The organism is Paenibacillus enshidis (assembly GCF_042136365.1).
Classification (GTDB): Bacteria; Bacillota; Bacilli; order Paenibacillales; family Paenibacillaceae; genus Paenibacillus; species Paenibacillus enshidis.
Genome location: NZ_JBHHMI010000002.1, coordinates 172059 through 198096, shown reverse-complemented (window position 1 = coordinate 198096; position 26038 = coordinate 172059). Strand labels below are relative to the sequence as shown.

Below are 26038 nucleotides of genomic sequence, written 5' to 3'. Positions count from 1 at the left end.
AAAACAAAGGAGATTGTGATAATCATGAAAAAAAATCTGCTGCTTAAATGGTCTTTGATGGCGTTTGTCGTGTTTGCTTTACTGCTGCCTTACGGTGTTGCTGGTGCTACTCCTGCCGACGGGAAGTATACGTTCAATTACACCGTACTGAAGGATGGAACAGACAGCACTTCCATGATGGACAGCTATACGGTGAAACCGGCTAATTTGACGGTTACCGGTGGCCAGGCTTATGTGACATTGACACTGAAAAACAGCTCCTGGATTACCAAATTCCAAACCGAACAAAATGGTCAGTATGTTGACGCTGATGTAGTCAGCAGCAACACGGCAGCTAACACCAGAGTGGTTGGTTTCCCGGTTGCTAACCTGGACGCCAAGCTTAACGCGTATACAGAAGTAGTTATTCCTGTCCTGGGCTATAACGGCAAATATGATGTGCAGTTGAAGTTTGATACAGCAAGCATCACTCCTGTAGCCCCTTGATCAGACAGCTAACAACGTAAAATTGAGGGTTGAGGAGAGCTGAATGAATTGAATAGTTTATTTAAAAAAGCGGCATTGATGTTTACCATCCTCTGCTTGTTACTGGGTACATCGCAAGTCCCGGCGCTCATGGGCTCGGCATTTGCTGCTGAGAACACACCGCTGGCGGCATTGACTGGCAACGCAACGGCAAAGGCCGGTGATTCCTTGCAGGTGAAGCTGAAAATCAGCGGTGTTGCCGACAGCGTATATCAGAATGTGTACGAGCTGGAATCAACGATCTCGTTCGACGACGAGCGATTTGAACTGATTTCGGTTGCAACCCCACTGGATAACTATACATGGTCTTACAACCAGACTGCAAAGGATCAGCTACGTTTATCCGTATCGGCGGATTCAGAACAAGACGTTGCCAATGCGAATAACGAGTTTGCCCTTATAACCTTTAAAGTGAAGCCGCTGAATCAGCCAACCACTGCAGAGGTAGCTGTGGTCTCCGCGTCGATTGCCAATAAAACCGGAGATACATATCATTTTAGCCAAACCTCTGCTTACCAGGTGCAACTACAGCCGGAAAAGCCGGCATCTGCCGGGGTGATTCCTGATGGAGAATATCCGATTGGTTTCACGATACTAAAAGACGGTACAGATGAAGCTTCAATGATGTACACGTATGTAGATCCCGAAAGCGGTAAACTGACCGTGAGCGGCGGCAAGCAGTTTGTTTCATTCAAACTGAAGCAAAACGCGGAAATTACCAGCTTTAAAACGGAAGTGGACGGACAGTTGAAGGAAACGGAAACAGTTAGTGAGGATACTGCTGCCAACTCCCGTATCGTGCGTTTTGAGGTTGCTGATCTGTCTTCCAAACTAAACGGCTGGGTGAAAATCTACTGGGATTTAACAGAAGTGATGGGCTATCCCTTTGTCTATGATGAGGAATATGCCGTTGATCTGGCTTTTGATATCTCCGGTGTACCGGTTGAATATCCGACAGTTCCGGAAACACCTGTAGGAACACCAGATAAGGAATATGCCATTGACCTTGCGTTTTTAAAAGATGGAACAGATACAACGTCTTCGATGAACAGATATGTTGAGCCTTCGAGCAGCAAGGTTTCTATCTATGGAGACAGAAAATTCGTTACGTTCACGCTGACTGACAGCAGTTCAATCACCGGTTTCAAAACAGAGCAGGATGGTGTGCTGACCGACGCTGAAGTGATCGGTGAAGATGCTGCCAAGAACACCCGTACTCTGAGGTTCGAAGTTGCCGACTTGACGGAACGGATGAATGCGTTGGTTCAGGTTCGTGTAGATATGGGCAATGGTCAGGTATACAGCGCTGAATATCAGGTCGATATTCAACTGACTGCCGCTGAAAATCCTGGCGGCGGGCCTGTCGATCCCGGGATTCCAGGGCCGACAAATCCTGGAACCCCTTCTACTCCAGGGACACCTGCACCGGCTCCAGGCGGGGGCGGTGGTGCACCGGTTGGAACCGAGGACGGAACTTACAGCATTCGTTTCGGAGCATTTTACCCGGATGGTGTGCAAAAGTCGCGCATGGCCGATTATCTGGTCAGCCCGGCCACACTCATCAGGGAAAATGGAGTCAACCGGATCAACATGACGGTGAAGGACAGCTCCTCCATTACCAGTCTACAGGTTTATCATGATGGTTCATACGATGAGGTATCGACCATCAGTGTCGACCCGGGGCAGAACACCCGTGAAATCAGCTTTGAGGTGCCTGATTTGAGCGTGCCTGTAGATGCGAAGGTCAAGGTTGAGATTCCGGCGTTGAATTACAATGGAGATTATGATTTTATTATCAAATTTTACCCTTCCACGATTGAAGCTGGAGCTCCGGATCCTTATGTAGGCGGATCACCGACGATAAGCCTTCTGGAAGACGGGGAATATTCCGTTCCATTCGAGGTTAAGGAAGAAGATGGTAAAAAGATCTCTTCTGTCAGCGACAAATTCGTCAGTCCTGCAGGTCTGATCGTGAAAAACAAGGTTAATACCATGAGCATGACGATCCGGAATAGCTCTTCTGTGACCGATCTGCAGGTGGATGGAGGGCAGTCCTATAAGGACGTCACCGTTGCATCACACGACGAGAAGCAGGACACCAGAGTGGTCACATTCACAGTGACAGACTTGACCAAGCCGGTATTTGCCAAAGTGAATGTATCCGGAAAAGAATATGCTCTTCAGTTTGTTTTCAATATTGGTGAACTGGAGGAAGGCTTACCGAAGCCTTATGTTGAAGCCCCTCCTGCAAGTGAGCCGGTATTGAAGGATGGAGCCTATACTGTGGATTTCAGTCTCAAAGCGCCGGAAGGAGTAGAGCAATTCTTCAGCAAGGGTGCAGGCATAAAGGTGAAAGACAACAAAGTCTATGCCCAGCTGCTGCTCAATCACAGCTCATCCATTAGCACATTTGAGGTGGAGCTTGACGGTCAATTTGTCAGCACCGATGCGGTGAGCTCTGATCCGGTATCCGACACCCGTGTTGCAGGATTTGCACCGCGAAGTCTGATCAATCCTGTTAAGGCCAAGCTTCATATTGCACATCCCGAGGTTACTGCGGCTGCAGCCTATCAGCTTCCTCTGTTCCTCAGCTCTAACAACGGCGTTACAGCTGTTGGTACAGAAGCACCTGCTGCGGTGGCCGAAGCTCAGGCTGTGGAAATCGCAGAAGCACCAGCTCTGCCTGCCGATGGCGAGTATGAGGTTGAAATTACTTTCGATGCTTCGAGCATTACTGCTGTTGATGAAACAGCTGCAAGCAGTTCGGAAAGCGGATCTGACAGCAGTGGCACTTCCAGCGCTGCAGTGCCCGATGCCAGCCTGCCGGAAGTAGAAGGGGCGGCTCCTGCTGCAACGGCGGCAACCGATACGGATGTGGATCAGAAACCTGAAGCTGCAAAAGAGGGAATGCCAGGCTTTGACCGTAATGCCGATAAACCAGTACAGGCAGGGCTTACGGAAACTGACTCTGTCGTTGCTGAAAAGAGAAGCATAGGGCAAAATCCGGCTACAGCTGATACTGCACCTCTGGCCATTTACGCGCTGCTGCTCGCAGGCTCGGCATGGATGCTGTTCCGGCACCGTAAGGCCATCAGAAGGTAGATAGAGTATCCCAATAGTGTTGATTCAATTTTAAAACGGGTCTTGATGCGCTTAACCGTGCGCATCAAGACTTGCTTTTTAGGTAACAGAATAAGGAGATGGCTAATGTTAAAACCGATCTGGCTTACACTGATTGGCATGCTGCTGTTGTTTGGCATGACGGCATGCGTATCCGGCAGCCCCGAGCCGTCCGTGTCGGCATCTGCAGAAAGCGCTGGCAATGAACCGCGAATTATATCCACAACAGTGGCAATTACGGAAATTATGGCTGCTTTGGAGCTGGATCTCGTCGGGATCCCTACAAGCAGCAAAGAGCTTCCTGAACGATACAAGGATGCTGTTCCGGTAGGCAATCCGATGAGTCCCGATCTGGAAAGAATTCGTGCGCTGCGGCCAACCGATGTGCTGTCCGTCACGACCCTTGAGTACGATCTTGAGCCCAAATTTGACGGAGCCGGTATCCCATCAGATTTTCTCAATTTGCAAAGCGTAGCCGACATGCAGCAGACGATCCGTAGGCTTGGTGAAAAGTACGGACGCGAGCAGCAGGCGGCAGCGATTACGGAGCAGATAGACGCGAAGCTGGCGGACATCAGACAGAAGGTTGAAGGAAAGAAGCAGCCAACGGTACTGATTCTGCTTGGGGTGCCCGGCAGCTATCTGGTTGCGACGGAGCATTCGTTTATCGGCGACCTGGTGAAGCAGTGCGGGGGCATCAATATTGTCCAGGGGGAAAAGATCGAGTATCTTGCGTCGAACACCGAGTATTTGCAGCAGGCTAACCCGGACATTATTTTGCGGGCGGCTCACGGCATGCCGGAAGAAGTCGTCAAAATGTTTGATAAGGAATTTAAGCAAAACGATATCTGGAAGCATTTTGATGCTGTCAAAAATGGCCGTGTCTACGATCTGGAGGAGCGTTTGTTCGGAACGACCGCCAATCTGGAAGCAGGCGAGGCGCTGGATGAACTGATGGGTATGTTGTATCCCGAGGGCTGAAGATTCAAAGTCATTCACAGCAGCTGAATACTGAGTGAGATAGGAAGTAATCTAATGAATAAAAAAATATGGAGCTTTACGATCGTCATTGTACTTTTGATTTATATGATTGTACTGTCGGCCGTGACAGGCAGTCTGAAAATCGGCATGCTTGATTTTGTGCGCGGACTGTTTACAGGCGGGAATGACACCGTAGAGGTAATCAAGGATCTGCGGCTGCCACGGCTTATTGTCGCACTATTCGCCGGGGCATGCTTTGCGGTATCCGGTGCGCTGCTGCAGGCCGTCATGCGCAATCCGCTGGCTGATGCGGGCGTCATCGGCATTGCATCAGGTGCCAGCTTCTTTCCTACGGTGATGATTGTGCTGCTGCCGCAGCTGTATTATTGGTCCCCGCTCTTTGCTTTTCTGGGCGGTGCTCTGGCGTGCTTTCTCGTCTATACCCTTTCATGGAAGTCAGGACTGAGCCCCATCCGCATCGTGCTGGTCGGCATTGCGGTAAACGCTATGTTCACTGGATTAAATGAAGCTTTCATGATCAGCTGCAGCTATCTGCTCGGCACCAATCCCGATGCATCGGTATCCTCCAACATTTCCATGGAGACCTGGAAGGATGTGCAGATGATTTCGACATACGGCTCGGCCGGACTGATTATCTCTCTCATGCTTGTTACCTGGTGCAACATGCTGGCGCTGCAGGACAAGACGGCGGCTAATCTGGGGCTGCGCGTAACGCGGGCCAGACTTGTTATCTCGGCGGCGGCGGTGCTGCTTGCAGGCGTGGCGACGGCTGTTGCGGGAGTCATTTCGTTCGTCGGGCTGCTCATTCCGCATATTGCGCGGCTGCTGGTGGGCTCGGATTACAGAGCAGTGATCCCGTTCTCCGCCCTGCTCGGTGCACTGCTGATTCTTACGGCAGACACCTTGGGACGGACGCTGGTGGCCCCGCTGGAAATTCCCGCATCCACCATTATGGCTGTCATTGGCGGTCCTTTCCTGATTTTTATGCTGAGGAGAGGAGACAGGGTGTATGGAAATTAAGCAGGTTACATTCGCTTATGACCGTAAAATAAACCGCCTGCATGATATCGTTGCGGATATCCCGGCAGGAAAGACCACGACGATCATCGGACCGAACGGATGCGGAAAATCGACGCTGCTTGGTGTGATGTCCAGAAATTATCTTCCATTGCAGGGTGAGGTTGTGCTCGACGGTAAAGCCATTCATCAATATACCCCAAAGGAATTTGCACGGAAGCTGGCAATTGTTCATCAGCATAATGAGGCTCCTTCCGACCTGACCGTGGAGAAGCTGGTTAGCTACGGACGGTTGCCGCACCGGGGCTGGTTTACGCCGGACCGCGATACGGAAGGGGCTGCAATTGAGCGGGCGCTGGAAAGCACGAATTTGCTGTCCAAACGGGAGCTTGCGATTGACAGCCTGTCCGGCGGAGAACGGCAGCGGGTGTGGATTGCCATGGCGCTGGCCCAGGATACGCAGGTGCTCTTTCTTGACGAGCCGACGACTTATCTGGACATGTACTATCAGATCGAAATCCTGGAACTGGTAAGGCGGTTAACCACAGAATTCGGGATGACGGTGGTCATGGTTCTGCATGATATTAATCAGGCTATAAGGTACAGCGATCATATTATCGTGATGAATGGAGGGCGAATCGTTGCTCAGGGAACAGCGCCCGATGTGGTGACAGAGGAAATGCTCTTTTCCGTTTATGGTGTCCGTGTGCATTTGCGGAGCGATGCTGAGGCGGGATTGTATGTCCTGCCGGCAGGCATAGGATGAGAATGAATGAAGCTATGTTGTCACGTATGACTGCTATGTACCGGAAGCCAATTGTGCAAAAGGGGATATGGCTGCTTTGGGCGGCTGTCTTCCTGTTCGCCGCATGCAAGCTGACTGCCTATACAGCCGACTATTATACGAACCGCCGGATTTTGGCGGAAGTGAGCCGGATTTACCATCAGGAAACGGCAGTCTTCGTCCCGGATTCAAGTGGGACAGAGCAAAATAAGCCTGGGTCTGACGGTAAGGCTAGACCGCAATTTCAGCCTCTTTTGGTTATCAATCAAGATATTGTGGGATGGCTGACGATAGACGGAACAGCGGTGGATTACCCGATTCTTCAGGCTGAAGATAACGAGTTCTACCTGTCCAGAAATTACAAAAAGGAGCAGACAAGGGCAGGCAGTATTTTCATGGACTTCAGGAACCGGATTGATGGGACAGATCAAAATACCGTCATTTATGGTCACCGGATGAAGGACAATTCCATGTTTGGCAGCTTGAAAAAGTATCTCGATAAAGATTATTTCAAAGCCCATCCGGTGATCTACTATGACACGCTGTATGGTAGCTATGATCTGGAGATTTTTTCGGTGTACCGCACAACGGCCGATGTGAATTATATAAGGACCTCTTTTAATTCAGAATTTGATTATGCCGAGTTTATTGAGCAGTCTCAGCAGCGCTCCGAATATGAGACTGGTGTCCATGTCAATACCACTGACCGTATTGTTACGTTATCGACATGCGATTATGTATTGGATCCTGAAGAGGGCAGGCTGGTTGTGCAGGCCAGGTTGACAAACAAATGAAACCGTTATATTCTAAACACATCAAACAGAATAACAACCTAGGATTGTTACTGGTTATGCAGGCAAAACCTAAGTCGTGATGAATAGTGGGGCAGAAATGCGAACCCTATGATCATGGCTTAGGTTTTTTGTTTGTCTTGATTTCCTGTAATGTACTTTTCGACCACAAAATGGGGGTAATAGCTGTGAGCTACGAAAAATTAGCCAAAGAGATTGTGGAGGGCGTTGGCGGCGAAAAAAACGTCGACTCGCTTGTCCACTGTGCAACACGGCTGCGCTTTGTCCTCAAGGACAATGCCAAAGCAGACAAAGCCAAGCTGGAGAAGACTGACGGAATTATTACGGTAAAGGAAAATGGCGGACAGTTTCAGGTTGTCATCGGAAATACCGTTCCCGAGGTGTACGCAGCCATCGGCAAGGTTAGTGGCATTCTCGACGAATCCGGCTCCGGCGCAAAGGAAAAATCGGACAGCGGTAAAAAAGGGCTTGGAAACGTCATCGAGGTGATCTCCAGTATCTTTGCCCCGCTGATGGGAGTAATGGCCGGCGCCGGTATTCTTAAAGGTTTGCTGCTCATTGCCAGCAATTTTGGCTGGCTGGACAAGGTCGGCTCGACTTATACGATCCTGTACGCTGCGGCAGATGCCTTATTTTACTTCCTGCCTATAATGTTAGCGGTTACTACAGCCAGAAAATTCGGCGGCAATACGTTTACTGCCGTAACGATTGCAGGCGCCTTGCTTTATCCTTCGGTCATTGAGCTGAAAAATGCAGGGCCGGCAGCAGACTTCTTCGGTATTCCTGTTATCATGATGAGTTACTCGTCCACGGTTATTCCGATCATCCTGGCGGTCATCGTCATGAGCAAACTGGAGAAATTCTGCAACCGTGTCATCCACGAGAGCGTTAAGAACTTCGTCACACCACTGATCTCACTGGTCGTAATGGTGCCGCTTACTTTGATGGTTTTTGGACCATTCGGGGTTTATGTCGGAAACGGCATTGCAGCTGCATTGCTTGCAGCATTTTCCTTCAGCCCGCTTATAGCGGGGGCCATTTTGGGCGCTACCTGGCAGATGCTCGTTATTTTCGGCGTTCACTGGGGCCTTATTCCGGTGTTCATTAACAACATCGCAGTATATGGCAAAGACGGCATCAAGCCGGCGGCAACCGCTTCCGTCTTTGCCCAGGCAGGCGCTTCTTTAGGTGTCATGCTGAGAACGAAAAATAAGAAACTGAGAACACTTGCGGGTTCCACTACACTGTCAGCCCTGTTCGGTATTACCGAACCGGCCGTTTACGGGGTAACCCTGCCGCTTAAGCGCCCGTTCATCGCAGGCATTATTGGCGGCGCTGTTGGCGGCGCCATCATCGGCCAGGCCGGTACGCAGGCGTTTGCTTCCGGGGCTCCGGGACTGCTGACCCTGCCGATTTTCTACGGCCCAGGCGGACAGGGCTTCCCGGGTTTGATCATGGGGATCACGGCATCATTCGTGGTCTCGGCCGTCCTGACTTACATTCTGGGCTTTAAGGATCCTGTCGAAGAAGAGCATACAGCTAAAACCGCTGCCGATAAAGGCAATAATCCAGCCCATACCGACGGTAAAGCCAGTGATAAGGCGCTTAGTCCGCTGAGCGGAACTGTAGTGCCATTGACGGAGGTTCCCGACCCGGCCTTCGCTTCAGAAGCCATGGGCAAAGGGGTTGCAATTGAGCCGGCTACCGGACGAATCGTCGCCCCGTTTGACGGAACGGTAACGGTTGCGTTTAAGAAAAAGCATGCTTTGGCTGTCGTTTCGGATAAAGGCGCGGAAATTCTGGTTCATGTCGGGATTGATACGGTGAAGCTGGATGGTCAGTATTTCACGTCCCACATTCAGGAAGGCGACCGTGTTAAAGCAGGACAATTGCTGCTTGAATTTGATGTGGAAAAAATCAAGGCTGCCGGTTATGACACAGTTACGCCGATCATTGTAACTAACAGCCATGATTACACAGATGTGCTCCCACTTCAGCAAGGAAAGGTACGCGAGGGGGATGAACTGCTGCAGATCATTGGCGGCGGAGATGAAACTGACGTCCAATAAACATGTGTGATTCGTTAAGAATATAAGCTTATTTTTTAGCAAAAACTATTATAATAGGACGGTAAGACATTCCGACGTTGAGGTGATGATATTGGCATTAACATCCGAGCACATCTTTGTAAATCTTCCGGTAAAGGATTTGCAAGTGTCCATGCAATTTTTTAGGAACCTCGGCTTCGAGTTCAATCCGCAGTTTACCGATGATAATGCAGCGTGCCTCATCATCGGCCAAAACATATTTGCGATGCTGCTGGTTGAACAATATTTTAAAACCTTTACGAAGAAGGAATTAACGGATACCCATAACACCACAGAGGTGATCCTGGCTATTTCCGCCGCAAGCCGGGAACAGGTGGATGAGATCGTGAATAAGGCACTCGAAGGCGGTGGCAAGCCTTTCAATGATCCTGTCGATCATGGTTTCATGTACAACGGCAGCTTTCAGGACCCTGATGGGCATCTTTGGGAAGTTGTCTATATGGAAGCAGGAGAGCAGTGATCAGGATTGCCGCAGAGATCGGTCCTTTAAGAGAGGGCCGATTTTTTCATGCTATGTATGCAGCCGTAGTAGTTTACTCTGAACAAAAGAGGGGAGTTCATCGAAATGGAAGCTAATGCAAACGAAAGCAGGCCTTTTTTTACCAATTATATCAACCAGGTTCCGGAGGGAAATATCATTGAGATTCTGGCGGCACAGATCGAAGAGACGCTTTCCATTCTGCAGCCTCTGAACGAGGAACAAGCGAACTTCAAATACGCCAGCGGCAAATGGAGCATTAAAGAAGTGGTCGGTCATATAACGGACAATGAGCGGGTATGGACTTATCGGCTGCTTCGGATCGCGCGCGGCGACAATCTGGTCTATCCGGGATATGAGCAGAATCAGTTTGTTAAAGAAGCGCAGTTTGATCATGTTCCTTTTAAGGATTTGCTCGAAGAGTTTGAATCACTCAGAAAATCTACGGTTTTCATGCTTAAAGGGCTTCCGGCAGAAGCATGGCAGCGGCAGGGCGTGCTCAATCAAGACCCTCTGACGGCAAAGCAGGCGGCTTACGTCATTGCCGGCCATGAGATTCATCACCAGACCATTCTTAAAGAGCGTTATCTGCCTGGAATCAAAAATTAAGTATATCTGTTGCATTGGAAGCTTGTATTCACAACAAAATATATGAATACAGTTGTATCCGTTTAGGAAATCATAAGACCCCTGTCTATTGTTTATTTAAACAAGTCAGACAGGGGTAATTTTATCTCTCCGTAACCAAATCCGGTGCTCATACGTCTTCTATATATCCGCTATTGACATGCTTTAATGGAACTGCTTTAATTATGTAGACCAGTTGTTATAATTTTAAGGGATGTGGTTCCATTGGGCGAAAAATCCAACCCCAAAGAAGCGATTGTCACTACAGCGGCAAGGCTTTTCTTTTCCCAGGGATATCATGCTACCGGCCTTAATCAGATCATCAAGGAAAGCTGTACGCCGAAGGGGTCGTTGTATCATTATTTTCCGGACGGCAAAGAGGAGCTCGCGCATGTGTGCATCGGGAAGGCGAATGAGCATATTGTTCACAAATTTCGGGACACATTTGCCGCATATGACAATACAGGGGATGCGATCCGGTATTTTATTCATGAGACGGCAGATGAGGCGGAGGCTGCCGGTTTTACCGGATTTTTGCCATTCAGCTTCTGGGCGGCAGTTGAAACTTCCTGCATAAGCGACAGGCTGCGCAAAGCTTGTCAGGAAGTGTTTACAGCCTGGCAGGAGATCGTAGCGGAGCGGCTTCGTTTGGACGGTTTTCATGAAACAAAGGCTTATGAGCTGGCGCTGCTGATCATTTCCATGATGGAAGGCGCGTTGATTATCAGCCTGACCCATCAGACCAAAGAACCGATGCTGAATGCTGCAGATTATTTATCAGTTCTGACGAAGAATGCTGATTTGATGAATTAAAACAACTAGAAAGAGATAGACAAACCAAGGAGGATGGAAACGTGGAGGCAACCATGAAAGCTGGTTCTGCAAAGGATCAGCAAGCATCAAAACAATACAAAGTTATTCCGATATTATTTGCAATGCTGCTGAGCGGGTTTATCGGCCTGTTCAGTGAAACGGCCCTTAATGTGGCCATGACACCATTGATGGGCATCTTGCAGGTAGGGCCAACAACGATTCAATGGCTCACTACCGGCTATTTGCTGGTGATGGGCATACTGGTGCCGGTTTCGGGACTGCTGCTGCAGTGGTTCACGACCCGGCAGCTGTTTACTGCATCATTGGTATTCTCAATTGCAGGAACTTTGGTTGCTGCGATGGCGCCGAATTTTGAGCTGCTGATGGTCGCTCGGGTGCTGCAGGCGGCAGGTACGGCGCTGCTGCTTCCTTTGCTGTTTAACACCATACTGGTCATTTTCCCGATTGAAAAGCGCGGCTCCGCGATGGGATTAATCGGTCTCGTCATCATGTTCGCTCCAGCCAGCGGACCGACGATTTCCGGATTGATTCTTGCCAATCTGACCTGGCACTGGATTTTCTGGATTTCACTGCCGTTTTTCGTTATTTCTCTGATCTTCGGCTTAATGTTTTTGCCCAATATTTCAAATCTGACCAAGCCTAAAATTGATATTGTGTCCATCATTCTGTCTACAATTGGCTTTGGCGGAATCGTATATGGATTCAGCAGCGCCGGCGGTCATGGTGAAGGCGGAGGCGGCTGGTCAAGTCCGGTTGTTATTGCCACCGTGGTCATTGGCGGGGTGGCGCTGCTGCTGTTCAGTATTCGCCAGCTGAGAATGAAAGAACCCATGATGGATCTTCGTGCATTCAAATATCCGATGTTCACGATTGGTCTGGTCCTGATCTTTATCTGTATGATGATGATGCTGTCATCCATGCTGATGCTGCCTATGTATTTGCAGCAAGGTCTTGCTCTGAGCGCTCTCACCGCCGGTCTGGTGCTGCTGCCCGGCAGCTTGCTGAACGGATTTCTATCTCCGGTGATGGGGCGTCTGTTTGACAAGTTCGGTCCTAGATGGCTGGTCATTAGCGGCATGGTCATCGTATCGGTTATTCTGTTTGTGTACTCCAGAATCCAGCCGACAACGCCTTATGGATTGATCATTGCCATGCATGTGCTTATGATGATCGGCATCTCGATGATTATGATGCCCGCTCAAACCAATGGCTTGAATCAGCTTCCGCCCGCGTATTATCCTCACGGTACGGCGATCATGAACACGCTGCAGCAGGTAGCGGGAGCGATTGGTACAGCGGTTGCGGTTAGCATTCTCAGCGCTGGCCAGACGAATTATCTGAGAAGTGTAGCCAATCCTGAAAGTGCTGAAAGCAAGCTGGCGGCCTTTACTGCCGGTGTACAGAACGCGTTCACTTTTGCCTTGATTCTGGCATTGATCGGGCTGGTATGCTCGTTCTTTGTAAAACGGGTTAAAGTAAACAAGCAAATGGGCCAGCAGGGCTCCATGCATTAAAATAATCATATATCTGCATAGAGCATCTTAGCTGTGACAAAAGGCACCCCTCAGAACGAACATCTGCTTCCTAGAAGCATGATTGCCATTCTGAGGGGTATTTTTGTTTTGCTTTGCATACCATCCTAAATCTTCTTACATTCCCCTGTACGGATTCTTTGAAAGCGGTTATAATTGTGCCCACGCAGCCGGAGTTTTACAGGTTTTACCGGAAAATATAAAGAATACAGGTGTGAAGTTCAGTATGATAAAACTTAATTTTTATACAAAAATCGTCACATTGGCCGTCATTATGATGATTCCCATTATGCTGCTCTATTTTTATTCGAATAAAATCACGACCGATGTTCTTAGCGAAGAACTGGGCACCTCCAACATCAACCAGCTGGTGTTTTTTCAAAATCAGGTGAACACGAATATTGAGCTGGTGTCCTCCTGGCCCAATCTGCTTATCCATGACCCTGATATCCTGAGCTTTCAGGATATTTTTCTGGAGGACGAGTACCTGAATCTGGATGCTATCAATTTGGTCAAGCGCATTCAGACCAAGCTGAGCCTTCAGGAAAGCTCGTCCAATTGGGACAGCAGCATTTCCATTTATTCGCCATCGCTGGGCAGGGTGGTGACCGAGCGGGATGCGCAAAGGTATGAAGCAAGCGACTTAAACAAGGAGATCAGACCGGGCTGGCAGGTCGAAAAAGTCATGGGAGATGAGGGCGAACGGTTCGTGTTTTCCTGGTATACCGTCTCTCCATTCTCGGCGGAGCGGCATCCGGAAACTGCCAATACGATTATTAAAGTCGAGTTCGACAGCAGCAACATTCAGGATATGCTGGACCGCTTTAAAAGCGACGGGCGTGGTGATCCCTTTTATTTCAGAAAGGACATGGGGGTCATCTATAACCGTACTGCAAATCATGAGCTTATTGGTCGGCTGCTGCACGGGCTGGAAGCCGATGAGCTTAAGGATGGTGAAAAGCGCATATTGGAGGTGAATGGCAAACAGTATATGGTCAGCCTCGTTTTATCTGAGGATACCGGATGGTACTTGATCGACTACATGCCTCTCTCTGAAATTATGGCTCCTATCGATCAATCCAACCGTTTGTTCTATGTATCCGCTGGCGGATTGCTGCTGCTCAGTTTCCTTGCCGCTTACATGCTGTATTCGCAGGTGCAGGTTCCCATCCGCCAATTGGTTGCCGGCTTCAAGAGGCTTGCGGCCGGAGATTACGCTGTGCGCATGCAGCGCAAGGGCAGCCATGAGTTCAGCTTCCTGGCAGACCGGTTCAATCAGATGGTGGAACAGATTCAGCAGCTTTTTGAGAAGGTATATGTGGAGAAGATTCATGTGCGGGAAGCACGGCTGAAGCAGCTGCAGTCGCAGATTAATCCCCATTTCTTCTATAACTGCTTCTCATTCATGACCAGCATGGCGAAGCTGAAGAAGCACGAAGCGGTGATTGCCATGTCCCATCATCTGTCGAGATATTACCGCTATACGACAAGACAGGAGCGGGAGCTTGTGCCCTTGGAAGAGGAGATTGAATTTGTCACCCACTATCTGGAGATCCAGAATATGCGCATGCCCCGCCTCAGCTACAGCATCGATCTGCCGCAGCGGATGGGCAGGCTATCCGTTCCGCCGCTCATGCTTCAGCCTCTTGTGGAAAATGCGGTCATCCATGGCATCGAGCAGAATGCCGAGAATGGTCTGATTCGCGTTACGGCGGAATTCGATCAAGGCTGTATAAGAGTACATGTGGATGACAACGGCAAAGGCATGAGCGGGATGGACATCTTCGCGCTGGAACAGAAGCTGCACCGACAAATGGACGAAAATATGGGGTGTGGCGTGTGGAATGTATACCAGCGCATGCGGCTGCGGTTCGGCGAAAGCGCAGGTCTCGCTTTTTCCCGCTCTGTATACGGCGGCTTAAGAGCAACCCTGTACTGGACTGATCCAGAGTTTATAAATGTATTGGAGGAAGATAGAAGTGATCAACATATTGCTGGTTGATGATGAAACCTATGTAACGGAAAGTCTGGCCCTTACTCTTCCGTGGGAGGAAATGGGCATCAGCGGGGTTTTACAGGCGGCTTCGGGCCTGGAGGCGCTCACCGTTATGGAGGAGCAGGATATCGATATTCTCGTTACGGATATTCGCATGCCAGGCATGACAGGGCTGGAGTTAATCGAAACGGCAGGCAGCCGCTGGCCGCATATCCGTTACATTTTGCTGACAGGCCATTCGGATTTTGATTATGCGAAGAAGGCGATCCAACTGCAGGCCGTCGATTACATACTGAAGCCGGTCAATGACGATGAACTGATAGAGAGTGTAACAAGTGCCGTAGCTTCCTTAAAGGAAGAGTGGGAGGCCTTCGACAAAATGCATAAGCTGATGTACAGCCACAAAGCGGAGATCGGCATTTTGCGGACCCAGCTAATGCATGATCTGATGCTGGGCAGGCAGCTGTCAATGAGGAGTATTCAGGATAAATTGAGCGCTTATGAGATTTCCTTTTATACCGATGCTCCCGCCGTCATGCTATTGATCCAGCTTGGCAGACATTTTACGGATATGGACCATCATTCGGTTTCTCTCATTGAATATGCGATCGGCAATATTGCGGAGGAGGTTTTTGCAGGTGGTTTTCATGTGTGGCACTGCAAAGCCCCGCATGACTGTCTCGTTATGCTGGCGCAGCCGAAGGAGGGGGATTGGAGCAGCACAGATTGGGGTACGGACGATGCCCGGACACGCCGGGAGTGGCTGGAGCAGGATGTCGAAATTTTTCGCAAGCATGTCAGCAGCTATCTGAAAGGGAACATTACCGTGTTAATTACAGACTGGTTCAACTTTCCGGGAGAGCTGCCGGCGGCTTACCGGGCAGGATTGAGCCCGCTGTATTTGTCGCAGCATGCTGAAGCGGGGGCTGTGCTCTTTCTTAAAGATCAGCCGAAGCGGCCCGCAGCAGTAAAACCCCTGGAAGCCTTATATAAACCGCCGACGCTCATACACCTGCTGGAATCGATGCAGTGGGAGGCGGCGGGCAGCAAAATGGAACAGGTTTTTGCGGAGATGGCGAACAACGCCTATTCACGCGAGCATCTGTATGAGATGTATTTGTCCGTAACCAATGCATTTATGTACATATCTCACAAACAGGGACGCCTGTTCTACCAGCTTGATCAAACCGGGATTGATCCGCTGGCTGTTCAAGAGGTGATTCATTCGCTGCCAAAGCTGAAGGAGTGGACACGTGCGGTCATGGACAAGCTGAAGGCGGAGCTGGCGGCGAATGAGCATCAGTCCAAGCGTTTTGTGATCAAGCAGGTGCAGGAGCTTGTGTCCAACGACAACGGTCAGGAGCTATCCGTCAAGACCATTGCCGATCAGGTATATCTGCATCCTGTATATTTGTCCAAAATTTATAAAGCGGAAACGGGCGAGGGATTGGGGGACTACATCATCCGTTTGCGTATGGAAAAGGCGCTGTATCTGCTGAAGCATTCGAACAAGAAAATCTATGAAATTACAACCGAGTTGGGTTACCAAAATCCGCAATATTTCAGCAAAATGTTCAAAAAGCATTACGGAATGACGCCAAATGAGTTCAGAGATCAATGATGTTGGCAAAGGTGCAGAAATGTTCGTTTAATGACATAGGACTGTGAGACCAGGCCCTCTATAATGACATTGTAGAAACTTGAATGAAGGGGGAACATTCATGCAAGCCTTTTCAAGAAAACGCTTCCTGCCCATACTTGCCGCCACCCTGGTACTAGGAGCAGGTCTTGCCGGATGCTCGGGGAAGGAAGCCGAAAGCAATTCATCCAGCGCGGTAAATACTGAAAACGTGTACAAAGAGAAGTACGACCCGGAAGTTACGATTAAAACGGTATGGGGAGTAGACCCTCAATTGAAGTTCAAGAATGGCGAAACGATCGAGAATAATGTCGCCACTCAATGGGCCAAGGAGAAGTTCGGCATTAATATCCAATCGCTTTGGTCGGTAACGGATACGAACGGCGCATTTGCCACCAAGCTGCGGCTGGCGATGTCTTCCGGACAGGAAATGCCGGACGTGGTGACCATCGGTACGGAGAACAATACGCTGGCACAGGACTTGATCGATTCAGGCATGTATGCGGAAGTGGGGCCGTTGTTTGACAAATATGCCTCCGATACCTGGAAGGAAGCGATGAACCAGGACCCGCAGGTATGGAATCAGTACACCCGTGACGGCAAGAGAATGGGCATCCCGGTGCTGGATTTTGCCTACAACCACGATTATGTGCTGTGGATTCGCCAGGACTGGCTCGACAAGCTCGGTTTGACACCGCCGAAAACGATGGACGAGCTGGAAAAAGTAATGGATGCCTTCAAAAACCGGAACCCGGACGGCTTGTCACCGGGCAAGGTGATTCCGCTCAGCATCGGCTTTAAAACATCCATGAATACCTGGATGGGTGATCCGTCATGGGTATTCGGTGCTTACGGTACTTTGCCGCAGCAGTGGAATGCCGGAGCAGACGGCCAGCTGGAGTACGGCTCTATTCATCCAGGGATGAAGCAGGGGCTTGAGAAGCTCAAGGATTGGATGAGCAAAGGTTATATTCCTAAGGAAGCCGCGCTCTGGGACGAAAATAAAACAGCGGAGCCTACTGTTGCAGGTACGGCAGGCATTATCCCGGGACCTTACTGGATGAGCGGCTGGCCGCTGCAGGACACGGTGAAGAACGCTCCGAACGCCGTGTGGAAACCGATTACGATTCCGACAGGGCCAGACGGAACGGCTATGCGCCATGGCACCCAGTTTACGAACGGCGTTGTGCTGATCAATAAAAAGATGGAGCATCCCGAAGCCCTGTTCACGTACCAGAACTATCTTTTTGATCATTTCGCGACCTCCGACCCGGACAGCGAATTTAAGAACGGCATTTTTAAAGGGTATGACTATGATCTTGACGCGAACGGGCAAATGGTTCCCATGGATCAGATTGAAGGCGGATATGTGAATGTAGTGCGCTATTTGCTCGTCCGAGACGGAGCTCGTATTCCGGACGCTCAAATGAAAGCTCTGCTCAAGCTGGCTGAAGGAGGCAAACCGGCAACACGCCTGGAAAAAGACGTAGCTGTAAACTACGGAAAGGATACGCCTGAAGCGGCTCAAGTGCTGCTCCAGCAGGAGAATATTTCCCAAAAGAACATGTTCACAGGACCGACTACAGAAACGATGAAATCCAAGCTGGATTATCTGAACAAAATTGAAAGCCAGACTTTTAATGAAATCATTTATGGCAGACAGGGACTCGACACATTCGATACCTTCGTTCAGACCTGGAAGGCAGGCGGCGGCGACCAGATTACGGAGGAAGTCAATGAGTGGTATAACAGTGTAAAATAATGTTTGTACTTCCTCCGGGGATAGCTGCCGGACAGGGAGCGGCCGAAAATCCCGGCCGCTTTTTTTAATTAGTTGAAGTCATGTAAGCAGCAGCGGAGAGAACGAAGCGATTCCGGAAAATCGGAGCGGTCGCCTTTGGCCCGAAGGGTCAACAGCGATTGTAGGAATGCTTCGTTTTCGGAGCGTCTCCCAACAGACAAAAGCTTCTCCGCGAAATAGAAAAAGAAGTTGCTTTTGTACCATTTATATTGGTTTTAAGCGCTGTTTCGGGCGGACTGGCCGTTGCTACAATTGATGTATAGATTTGAGTTTACAGGAGGACCTCTCATGAGAAGTTTGCGTAAAACATGGCCGTTTCACGTCATGCTGCTGCCTGCGATCATCTTTCTGATCATTTTCAGTTACATCCCGATGGGCGGCATTATTATGGCCTTTCAGGATTATAAACCCTGGCTGGGGATTGGCGGCTCGGGATGGATCGGCCTGGATAATTTCCGGTACTTGTTTGAACGTGAGGACAGCGTCCAGGTTATCTGGAACACCCTGATTATTGCCGTCCTCAAAATGCTGTTCAACCTGCTGGTTCCGTTCGGATTTGCCATATTGCTGAACGAGATCCGGCAGGTCGGTCTGCAGCGCTCCATCCAGACGCTCGTATATTTGCCGCACTTCCTGTCCTGGGTCATTCTTGGCGGCATTCTGATTGATCTGCTGGCAGCCGACGGATTTGCCAACAGGGTGTTGGGCATGGTCGGTATCGACCCTATATTTTTCCTTGGGGATAACAACTGGTTCCGCTTTACGGTCATCGTATCGGATGTCTGGAAGGAATTCGGCTATAACACGATCATTTTCCTGGCCGCGCTGGCCGGTATCAATCCTTCCCTGTATGAGGCGGCTGAAATGGATGGAGCCGGCCGCTGGAAGCAGACCCTGCACATCACGGTGCCTTCCTTGCTGCCAATGGTGATTGTCGTCGGTACGCTGGCGCTTGGCAATGTGCTCAACGCAGGCTTTGACCAGATCTTCAACCTGTATAATCCGCTTGTGTATGAGAAGGGCGACATCATCGATACATTCGTGTACAGAACGGCGATTCTGAACGGGGAAATGGGCTTCGGCACCGCAATCGGACTGTTCAAATCAGTCATCAGCATGATTCTGATTCTGGTGTCCTACCGACTAGCCTACAAGTGGGCCGGCTACCGGATATTTTAAGAGGTAGTTCAAAAAGTCATCTTTTGATCACGTACTTTAAAGCAAAGAGGGAGAGCTATGTATCAAAAAACAGTGCCTTACCGTATTTTTAATGTGTTCAATACCTGCTTTCTGATCCTGCTGGCCGTTATGTGCATCATTCCGCTCATTCACGTGCTGGCGGTGTCGTTCAGCGCCAAGGCGGCGGCGGACGCCAATCTCGTCGGTTTGTGGCCGGTCAATTTTTCGCTGGAGGCTTACAAGAAAACGATTGATAATCCGGTTTTTCTGCATTCCATCTGGGTGTCTGTCAAACGGACGGTGCTCGGTACGGCACTGACGCTGTTCGTGACCTTCCTGGCCGCATACCCGCTCTCCAAGGAAACGGCCGTATTTCGCAGCAGAAACATCTATTCCTGGCTGTTCGTATTCAGCATGGTGTTCAGCGGCGGGCTTGTGCCTTTTTACATCATCATTCAAAAGCTCGGCCTGATCGACAGCTTCTGGGTGCTGGTGCTGCCAAGCGCAGTGAATACATTCCTCATCATTCTGATGCTGAACTTTTTCCGCGGGATCCCGAAGGAGTTGGAGGAAGCTTCCCTCATTGACGGGGCGGGACATTTCCGCACGCTGTTCAGTATATACCTGCCGGTGTCCTTGCCGTCGATCGCCACCATCGGCCTGTTCAGTATGGTATATCATTGGAATTCCTGGTTTGATGGACTTTTGTATCTCAGCAACTCCAAGGACTACCCGTTAGCTACATTTCTGCAAACCGTAATCATCCAGCGGGACATGAGCTCCATGAGCATGAGCCCGACGGAGATGGAACTGCTGTCGCAGACAACGGTGAATGCTGCGCAAATCTTTATCGGGGCAGCGCCGGTGCTGATCGTATATCCTTTCCTGCAAAAATATTTTGTCAAAGGAATGACGCTGGGCTCTGTTAAAGAATAATAGCGGCTTCATGGTTGTAAAAGTATCCAAAATATTTCCAAAACGTCCTGTTTTCTCATAAGTGAGACAAATACAATTAGCTGCATAGACATTTATCTACATGAGAAGGAGGATATGATCTTGAAAAACAAGCCAAGATTGTTCATGCTGCTCGTTCTTTGTGCTTCTATGATTATGTTTGCGCCAGGTCCGCAGGGAAATCACAGGGTGTCTGCTGCGCCCGCTTTTGCTAAAGGCGCGGATATCAGCTGGGTTGCAGGCATGGAAAAGCAGGGGTATACTTGGAAAGACAAACGTGGTGTACAGAAGGATGTGCTGCAAATTTTACGGGATGACTACCAGATCAACTCGGTACGCATCAGAGTGTGGGTCAATCCCAATATGAATGATTATGCAAACGGATACATGAATGCGGACAAGGCCGCCGAGCTCGCAGCCCGTGCCAAAAAGCTGGGCATGAGTATCATGCTGACGCTTCATTACAGCGACTCCTGGGCGGATCCGGGACAGCAGAACAAACCGTATGCGTGGAGAAATTTTACCTTCCAGCAGCTGATGGACGCGGTGTGGGCACATACGGTATATGTCATGAACACGATGAAGCAGCATGGGGTAACGCCGGATTGGGTGCAAATTGGCAATGAAACGAATAACGGCATGCTGTGGGAAGATGGCAAGGCCTCGGTCAATATGAAAAACTATGCCTGGCTGGTGAATACAGGTCATAATGCGGTAAAGTCGGTAAGCAGCAGCACTAAGACCATTGTTCACTTGGCCAATGGCTTCGATAATTCTCTATTTCAATGGAACATCGGTGGTCTGGTGAATAACGGGGCCAATTTCGATATTATCGGCATGTCGCTTTATCCGTTCGCATCCGACTGGTCCACCAAAGTAACACAGACGGTAAGCAATGCCAATAATATGATCGCCACTTACGGGAAGCCGGTGATGATCACGGAAATTGGCATGGATTATAATGAGCCTGCCGCAGCCAAAAGCTTCATTTCCGATATGAAGTCAAAAATACGCGGCATCGCCGGAGGCAAAGGGTTGGGCGTGTTCTACTGGGAACCGGAAGCCGTACCCGGCTACAATGACGGCTACAACAAAGGAGCCTGGCAGGCGGACGGCAAGCCGACAATCGCCCTGGAAGGATTTCTTAACTAACAAGAACATATTTGGAGGAGACTATGGGAACGATTCGCCATATGAACAAAATTCAGGCTCCGCCCTTGCAGAATGTATTGTGCAAGCTGTACGGTCCTGATCAACTGACTTTGCAGACAGATCGTTATCAGCTGCTGTTTGCGAACTACCGGGAGCAATACGGTGAGGAGAGCGCCGTGAGCCTGTTCAGCTCCCCGGGACGAACCGAAATCGGCGGTAATCATACCGATCATAATCATGGCAGGGTGCTGGCGGCAAGCATTGATCTGGATACGATTGCAGCGGCTGCTCCGACAGAAGAGGCCGTGATTACCATTGTGTCAGAGGGTTACCCTGAGCAATACCGGATTGATCTTGCCAATCTGGAGCCAAAGCCGGAGGAAACAGGAACACTGGCGCTGCTGCGTGGTATTGCGGCAGGATTTGTGCAGCATGGTTATAAAATTGGCGGCTTTAATGCCTATGTCAGCAGCAATGTACTTTCCGCATCAGGCTTGAGCTCATCCGCCTCGTTTGAAATGCTGATCTGTGCAATTTTGAATGCATTTTATAATCAAGGGATGCTGGATACGGTTGTGATGGCGAAAATTGGCCAGTATGCTGAAAATCATTTCTGGAACAAGCCTTCAGGACTGCTTGATCAAATGGCCTGCGCTTATGGCGGATTGATCACCATTGATTTTAAAGATCCGGAGCAGCCCTTCATCGAACCTGTACCGTCAAAATTTCGGAATAGAGGTTATTCACTCGTAATTGTCGGCACAGGGGGCAATCATGCTGACCTGACGGAGGATTACGCTTCGGTTCCGGGAGAAATGAAGGCCGTTGCAAGAGCGCTTGGCGGTGAAGTGGTCCGTGATTTGACCTTGGAGCAAATCTACGGCAACTTGCAAATGCTGCGAGAGCAGGCGGGAGACCGGGCGGTACTGCGGGCGCTGCATTTTCTGGAGGAAAACGAGCGGGTAGGCGAGGAGATTGCGGCCCTGCAGGCAGGCCGTTTCGAGGATTTTCTCCAGCTCGTAACCGCGTCGGGGAATTCTTCGTGGAAATGGCTGCAGAACGTATACCGGAATTCGGAAGTACGGGAACAGGGCATTTCCATTGCGCTTTCCTTAACGGAGCTTTTCCTGAAGCGTATCGGTGATGGCGCTTGCCGGGTGCATGGAGGGGGCTTTGCGGGTGTCATTCTGGCAATTGTGCCGGATGAGCATGTGTCGGAGTATGCCGCTTTTATGGAGGGTATGCTCGCAACTCCTGTTTTTAACATTCAAATCCGAGACTACGGTGCCGTTTGTCTTAATGATATGATCGAACAAGAGTAACGCATAAAATATTATGTAAACCAAGGGGATGTCCGCATATCGCCGCTATTTAAACAAGGAGCTCCTGCCTATCTGGAGCTCCTTGTTCCAAATAGATAAGAACGGTAAGGGTCGAATCTTTATGACAAAAAAAGAAAGCCGAGCGCAATTCCTCACACGACTTAAATCGCTTGTGTCCATGCGCGGTTATGAACAAAGGTGACCACCTTGGATTAGGGCAAATTTGACCTGTTTTTGCGTATCTTTTCAGGATTTGGAGGAAGCTCATTTATGATGAAAAAATTATTATACGGTGTCGCTTATTATGACGAATACATGCCTTATGACCGGCTGGATCAGGATATTCGGATGATGAAGGAGGCCGGCATTAACGTTGTTCGTATTGCGGAATCCACCTGGAGTACGCACGAACCGCAAAATGGGGTATTCGATTTCACATCTGTTGATAGGGTGCTGAACGCCATGCATGAAGCGGGTATCCACGTCATTGTTGGAACACCGACTTACGCCGTTCCCACCTGGATGGTCAAGCAGCATCCTGACATTTTGGCCACAACAGAGAAGGGGGCCGGAAAATACGGTGCAAGACAGATTATGGACATCACGCATCCTGCCTACCTGTTTTACGCCGAGCGGATTATCCGCAAACTGATTTCAAGAGTCTGTAAGCATCCGGCCGTCATCGGCTACCAGACCGACAATGAAACGAAGCATTATCACACAGCGGGATCTAATGTACAGCTGCAATTTGTGAAATATATAAGAGAAAAATTCAAATCACTGGATGAGCTCAACAAAGCCTTCGGGTTGGATTATTGGAGCAACCGGATTAATAGCTGGGAGGATTTCCCCTCTGTTGTTGGCACCATTAATGGCAGTCTCGGCGCGGAATTTGCCAAGTTTCAGCGTAAGCTGGTCACGGACTTCCTGAGCTGGCAGGTATCAATTGTAAATGAGTATAAACAGCCGCATCAGTTTGTTACGCAAAATTTCGATTTTGAATGGCGCGGCCATTCCTACGGGGTGCAGCCGGACGTTGACCATTTCACCGCATCGAAGCCGTTTGACATTACCGGTGTGGACATCTATCATCCTTCCCAGGATGATTTAACAGGCATTGAAATTTCCTTTGGCGGTGATATGGCTCGTTCCACGAAAGGCACCAATTATCTGGTGCTGGAAACCGAAGCTCAGGCCTTCCTGAATTGGGTGCCTTATCCCGGACAGCTCAGACTGCAGGCTTTCAGCCATCTGGCATCAGGGGCAAACATGGTTGCTTATTGGCACTGGCACTCTATACACAATTCGTTCGAGACATACTGGAAGGGACTGCTGAGCCATGACTTCGAGCCGAACCCTGTTTATAATGAAGCGAAAACGGTTGGAAGGGATTTTGCCAGACTTTCGGATAAGCTGGTGAATTTGCAAAAGACAAATAAGACGGCCATTCTGGTCAGCAATGAATCGTTAACGGCGCTGGAGTGGTTCAAATTCAGCTTTACATCTAATAAAAACTATAATGACGTGGTACGACTGGTCTACGACGAGCTTTACCGCATGAATGTCGGCTGTGATATGGTCGATCCGTCCGTTGCGGACCTGGATGGCTATGATTTGCTTGTCGTTCCAGCATTATATACGGCTTCGGACCGGCTGCTGGAGCGCCTGAATGATTTTGTGCGCCGCGGCGGCTATATCGTATATACCTTCAAAAGTGGCTTTACCGACGAGAACGTAAAAGTAAGAACCGCCCAGCAGCCGGGAATCATCAGCGAGGCTTGCGGGATTAGTTACCAAATATTTGTTGAACCGAAGCGGGTAACCCTGAAGGATAACCCGTTTAATGTAGAGCCGGAACACAACGAGGTCCATACCTGGATGGAATTGATCACCCCGGACACCGCAGAAGTTCTTGCTTATTATGACCATCCGCATTGGGGGCAATATGCCGCAATTACGCAAAATACGTACGGCAGGGGCCAGGCCATCTACATTGGCTGCATGGTAAGTCCGCAGGTGATGAATAAAATACTGGCACATGCGGTCATACAGGCGGGGCTGTGGGGAGTGGACCAGAAATTGTCGTTCCCGCTGATCACGAAATCAGGTGTTAACGAGGCAGGTAAAACCATTCGTTATTATTTCAATTACTCGGACCAACCGGCGGAACTTGTATATCCGCATGGACAAGGCACGGAACTATTCGAGAATAGTGCGGTCCGTAACGGCCAAACGATCGGGCTTGAGCGCTGGGGTGTTAAGATCATTGAGGAAAATTAACATGCAAAATCAAAAGCCTCTGCCGGTTCATTTCCGTTGGCAGGGGCTTTTGATTTTGCTTCATTTTTCTAAAGCGGTATTTACGGCCTCAATGGCATGAAACATTGTCGTATCAAATAATGGAACCTCTGAATCTTCAGGCTTAATCAATAAACCAATTTCTGTACAACCTAAAATGATTCCTTCAGCTCCATTATCAACTAAATTTCGAATTACTTTTTTATAATAATCTCTGGATGATTGCACAATCTGTCCAAAAGCCAACTCCTCATAAATGACATTATTAACATGAATCCGCTCTTCTTCATTCATACGTCTCCGTCAAATAATCGATTAAGAAGCAAGGCTCGATCTAGAAATCGGTGTTTGACCAATGGATTTGCCTCGAATGATTGATCTATCCGGTGCATTTCTTGGCTAACGGTTGTGATAGCGTTTATTCGGCCTAGAAAATGAAGGTTTATTTTCTAACAGTTGCAGGCGCGCTTATTTAGGTGAAATAGTCCCTTTACCTGCGAATAACGGGAATTAAGCTCGCTGGTAACCGTTACATCTCGTTCCTCCCCGTTTTTACCCAAATAACGTCGTTCACAACCGTTAGAATTTTCGTGCCGTTTATACGTACCCTCCTTTTCCTTGGTCATACACCATTTTGGTTTTAAGATAGAAATAAGCATGAAAATTCAAGAACAGGAGGAGATGTTCGCTCTTGTTCTTGAATTTTTGTAACAGAAAAATCGCAGGAAGTCCCATAGGATATGAGCAAAAAGTGATTTGGCGATTTCTTTGTTGTTTAGGTAGGCATATGCACGGAGCAGCGGAGAGAACGAAATGATTCCGGAAAAGCGGCAGCGTTCGCCTTTGTCACCGAATTTC

At 49.3% G+C, this 26038-nt stretch carries 19 protein-coding genes and 1 pseudogene; 19 read left to right on the top strand and 1 reads right to left on the bottom strand.

From position 1 onward, the window contains the following. The first annotated feature begins 24 nt into the window (after nt 1-24). The 19 genes from ACE41H_RS03430 to ACE41H_RS03340 all read left to right on the top strand — a co-directional run bounded on the left by ACE41H_RS03430 (nt 25) and on the right by ACE41H_RS03340 (nt 25162). The gene (locus tag ACE41H_RS03430) at nt 25-486 is read left to right on the top strand and encodes an NEAT domain-containing protein (protein ID WP_375353393.1); all 462 of its coding nucleotides are present in this window, start codon (nt 25-27) and stop codon (nt 484-486) included. A gap of 48 nt (nt 487-534) precedes the next feature. Beyond that, a complete protein-coding gene (locus ACE41H_RS03425; RefSeq protein WP_375353391.1) occupies nt 535-3627 on the top strand; it encodes an NEAT domain-containing protein in 3093 nt (1030 codons plus the stop codon). A gap of 105 nt (nt 3628-3732) precedes the next feature. Next, nucleotides 3733-4626 carry a heme ABC transporter substrate-binding protein IsdE gene (gene isdE, locus ACE41H_RS03420; protein ID WP_375353390.1) on the top strand — a complete coding sequence of 298 codons (894 nt, stop codon included), beginning with the start codon at nt 3733-3735 and terminating at the stop codon, nt 4624-4626. A 54-nt stretch (nt 4627-4680) separates the two neighbouring features. Continuing rightward, a complete protein-coding gene (locus tag ACE41H_RS03415; RefSeq protein ID WP_375353388.1) occupies nt 4681-5667 on the top strand; it encodes a FecCD family ABC transporter permease in 987 nt (328 codons plus the stop codon). Next, nucleotides 5657-6430 carry an ABC transporter ATP-binding protein gene (locus ACE41H_RS03410; RefSeq protein WP_375353386.1) on the top strand — a complete coding sequence of 258 codons (774 nt, stop codon included), beginning with the start codon at nt 5657-5659 and terminating at the stop codon, nt 6428-6430. The genes ACE41H_RS03415 and ACE41H_RS03410 overlap by 11 nt, the downstream gene beginning before the upstream one ends. Continuing rightward, nucleotides 6427-7242, top strand: coding sequence for a class B sortase (gene srtB, locus ACE41H_RS03405; protein ID WP_375353384.1), 816 nt, complete (start codon nt 6427-6429; stop codon nt 7240-7242). The genes ACE41H_RS03410 and srtB overlap by 4 nt, the downstream gene beginning before the upstream one ends. 185 nt (nt 7243-7427) lie before the next feature. After that, entirely contained in the window at nt 7428-9329 is a 1902-nt protein-coding gene (locus ACE41H_RS03400; RefSeq protein ID WP_375353382.1) for a beta-glucoside-specific PTS transporter subunit IIABC, read from the top strand. 91 nt (nt 9330-9420) lie between these two features. Then, nucleotides 9421-9828, top strand: a complete 408-nt coding sequence (locus ACE41H_RS03395; protein ID WP_375353381.1) for a VOC family protein — start codon at nt 9421-9423, stop codon at nt 9826-9828. Nucleotides 9829-9933: 105 nt separating this feature from the next. Further along, complete coding sequence (locus ACE41H_RS03390; protein ID WP_375353379.1) at nt 9934-10455, top strand: DinB family protein; 522 nt, start codon at nt 9934-9936, stop codon at nt 10453-10455. A gap of 243 nt (nt 10456-10698) precedes the next feature. After that, the gene (locus ACE41H_RS03385) at nt 10699-11286 is read left to right on the top strand and encodes a TetR/AcrR family transcriptional regulator (RefSeq protein WP_375353377.1); all 588 of its coding nucleotides are present in this window, start codon (nt 10699-10701) and stop codon (nt 11284-11286) included. Between the two features lie 53 nt (nt 11287-11339). Beyond that, entirely contained in the window at nt 11340-12821 is a 1482-nt protein-coding gene (locus ACE41H_RS03380) for a DHA2 family efflux MFS transporter permease subunit (RefSeq protein ID WP_375353601.1), read from the top strand. Nucleotides 12822-13065: 244 nt separating this feature from the next. Next, nucleotides 13066-14841 (top strand): sensor histidine kinase, encoded by a 1776-nt coding sequence (locus ACE41H_RS03375; RefSeq protein WP_375353375.1) that lies wholly within the window; start codon nt 13066-13068, stop codon nt 14839-14841. Beyond that, on the top strand, nt 14819-16456 hold the full coding sequence (locus ACE41H_RS03370) for a response regulator (RefSeq protein WP_375353373.1): 1638 nt from the start codon (nt 14819-14821) through the stop codon (nt 16454-16456). Before ACE41H_RS03375 ends, ACE41H_RS03370 begins: the two co-directional genes overlap by 23 nt. A 100-nt stretch (nt 16457-16556) precedes the next feature. Then, nucleotides 16557-18236, top strand: coding sequence for a type 2 periplasmic-binding domain-containing protein (locus ACE41H_RS03365; RefSeq protein WP_375353371.1), 1680 nt, complete (start codon nt 16557-16559; stop codon nt 18234-18236). 327 nt (nt 18237-18563) lie between these two features. Next, entirely contained in the window at nt 18564-19454 is an 891-nt protein-coding gene (locus ACE41H_RS03360) for an ABC transporter permease (RefSeq protein ID WP_375353370.1), read from the top strand. A 57-nt stretch (nt 19455-19511) separates the two neighbouring features. Then, nucleotides 19512-20390: a carbohydrate ABC transporter permease gene (locus ACE41H_RS03355; protein WP_375353369.1), complete on the top strand. Its 879-nt coding sequence runs from the start codon at nt 19512-19514 to the stop codon at nt 20388-20390. Between the two features lie 168 nt (nt 20391-20558). Beyond that, complete coding sequence (locus ACE41H_RS03350) at nt 20559-21560, top strand: glycoside hydrolase family 53 protein (RefSeq protein WP_375353600.1); 1002 nt, start codon at nt 20559-20561, stop codon at nt 21558-21560. Nucleotides 21561-21583: 23 nt separating this feature from the next. Further along, nucleotides 21584-22882 (top strand): galactokinase, encoded by a 1299-nt coding sequence (locus tag ACE41H_RS03345; RefSeq protein WP_375353368.1) that lies wholly within the window; start codon nt 21584-21586, stop codon nt 22880-22882. A 273-nt stretch (nt 22883-23155) separates the two neighbouring features. Beyond that, nucleotides 23156-25162, top strand: coding sequence for a beta-galactosidase (locus ACE41H_RS03340; protein ID WP_375353599.1), 2007 nt, complete (start codon nt 23156-23158; stop codon nt 25160-25162). Nucleotides 25163-25222: 60 nt separating this feature from the next. On the opposite strand, the pseudogene ACE41H_RS03335 reads toward ACE41H_RS03340, so the two are convergent. Continuing rightward, nucleotides 25223-25471: pseudogene (locus ACE41H_RS03335) on the bottom strand (aspartate/glutamate racemase family protein); the annotation flags it as partial. Between the last annotated feature and the right edge of the window lie 567 nt (nt 25472-26038).

Excerpts from the sequence above, each read along its gene's own strand:
- ACE41H_RS03430 (WP_375353393.1), top strand. The coding sequence starts at position 25 with ATGAAAAAAAATCTGCTGCTTAAATGGTCTTTGATGGCGTTTGTCGTG.
- isdE (WP_375353390.1), top strand. The coding sequence starts at position 3,733 with ATGTTAAAACCGATCTGGCTTACACTGATTGGCATGCTGCTGTTGTTT.
- ACE41H_RS03415 (WP_375353388.1), top strand. The coding sequence starts at position 4,681 with ATGAATAAAAAAATATGGAGCTTTACGATCGTCATTGTACTTTTGATT.
- ACE41H_RS03410 (WP_375353386.1), top strand. The coding sequence starts at position 5,657 with ATGGAAATTAAGCAGGTTACATTCGCTTATGACCGTAAAATAAACCGC.
- srtB (WP_375353384.1), top strand. The coding sequence starts at position 6,427 with ATGAGAATGAATGAAGCTATGTTGTCACGTATGACTGCTATGTACCGG.
- ACE41H_RS03390 (WP_375353379.1), top strand. The coding sequence starts at position 9,934 with ATGGAAGCTAATGCAAACGAAAGCAGGCCTTTTTTTACCAATTATATC.
- ACE41H_RS03380 (WP_375353601.1), top strand. The coding sequence starts at position 11,340 with ATGAAAGCTGGTTCTGCAAAGGATCAGCAAGCATCAAAACAATACAAA.
- ACE41H_RS03375 (WP_375353375.1), top strand. The coding sequence starts at position 13,066 with ATGATAAAACTTAATTTTTATACAAAAATCGTCACATTGGCCGTCATT.
- ACE41H_RS03365 (WP_375353371.1), top strand. The coding sequence starts at position 16,557 with ATGCAAGCCTTTTCAAGAAAACGCTTCCTGCCCATACTTGCCGCCACC.
- ACE41H_RS03360 (WP_375353370.1), top strand. The coding sequence starts at position 18,564 with ATGAGAAGTTTGCGTAAAACATGGCCGTTTCACGTCATGCTGCTGCCT.
- ACE41H_RS03355 (WP_375353369.1), top strand. The coding sequence starts at position 19,512 with ATGTATCAAAAAACAGTGCCTTACCGTATTTTTAATGTGTTCAATACC.
- ACE41H_RS03350 (WP_375353600.1), top strand. The coding sequence starts at position 20,559 with ATGATTATGTTTGCGCCAGGTCCGCAGGGAAATCACAGGGTGTCTGCT.
- ACE41H_RS03345 (WP_375353368.1), top strand. The coding sequence starts at position 21,584 with ATGGGAACGATTCGCCATATGAACAAAATTCAGGCTCCGCCCTTGCAG.
- ACE41H_RS03340 (WP_375353599.1), top strand. The coding sequence starts at position 23,156 with ATGAAAAAATTATTATACGGTGTCGCTTATTATGACGAATACATGCCT.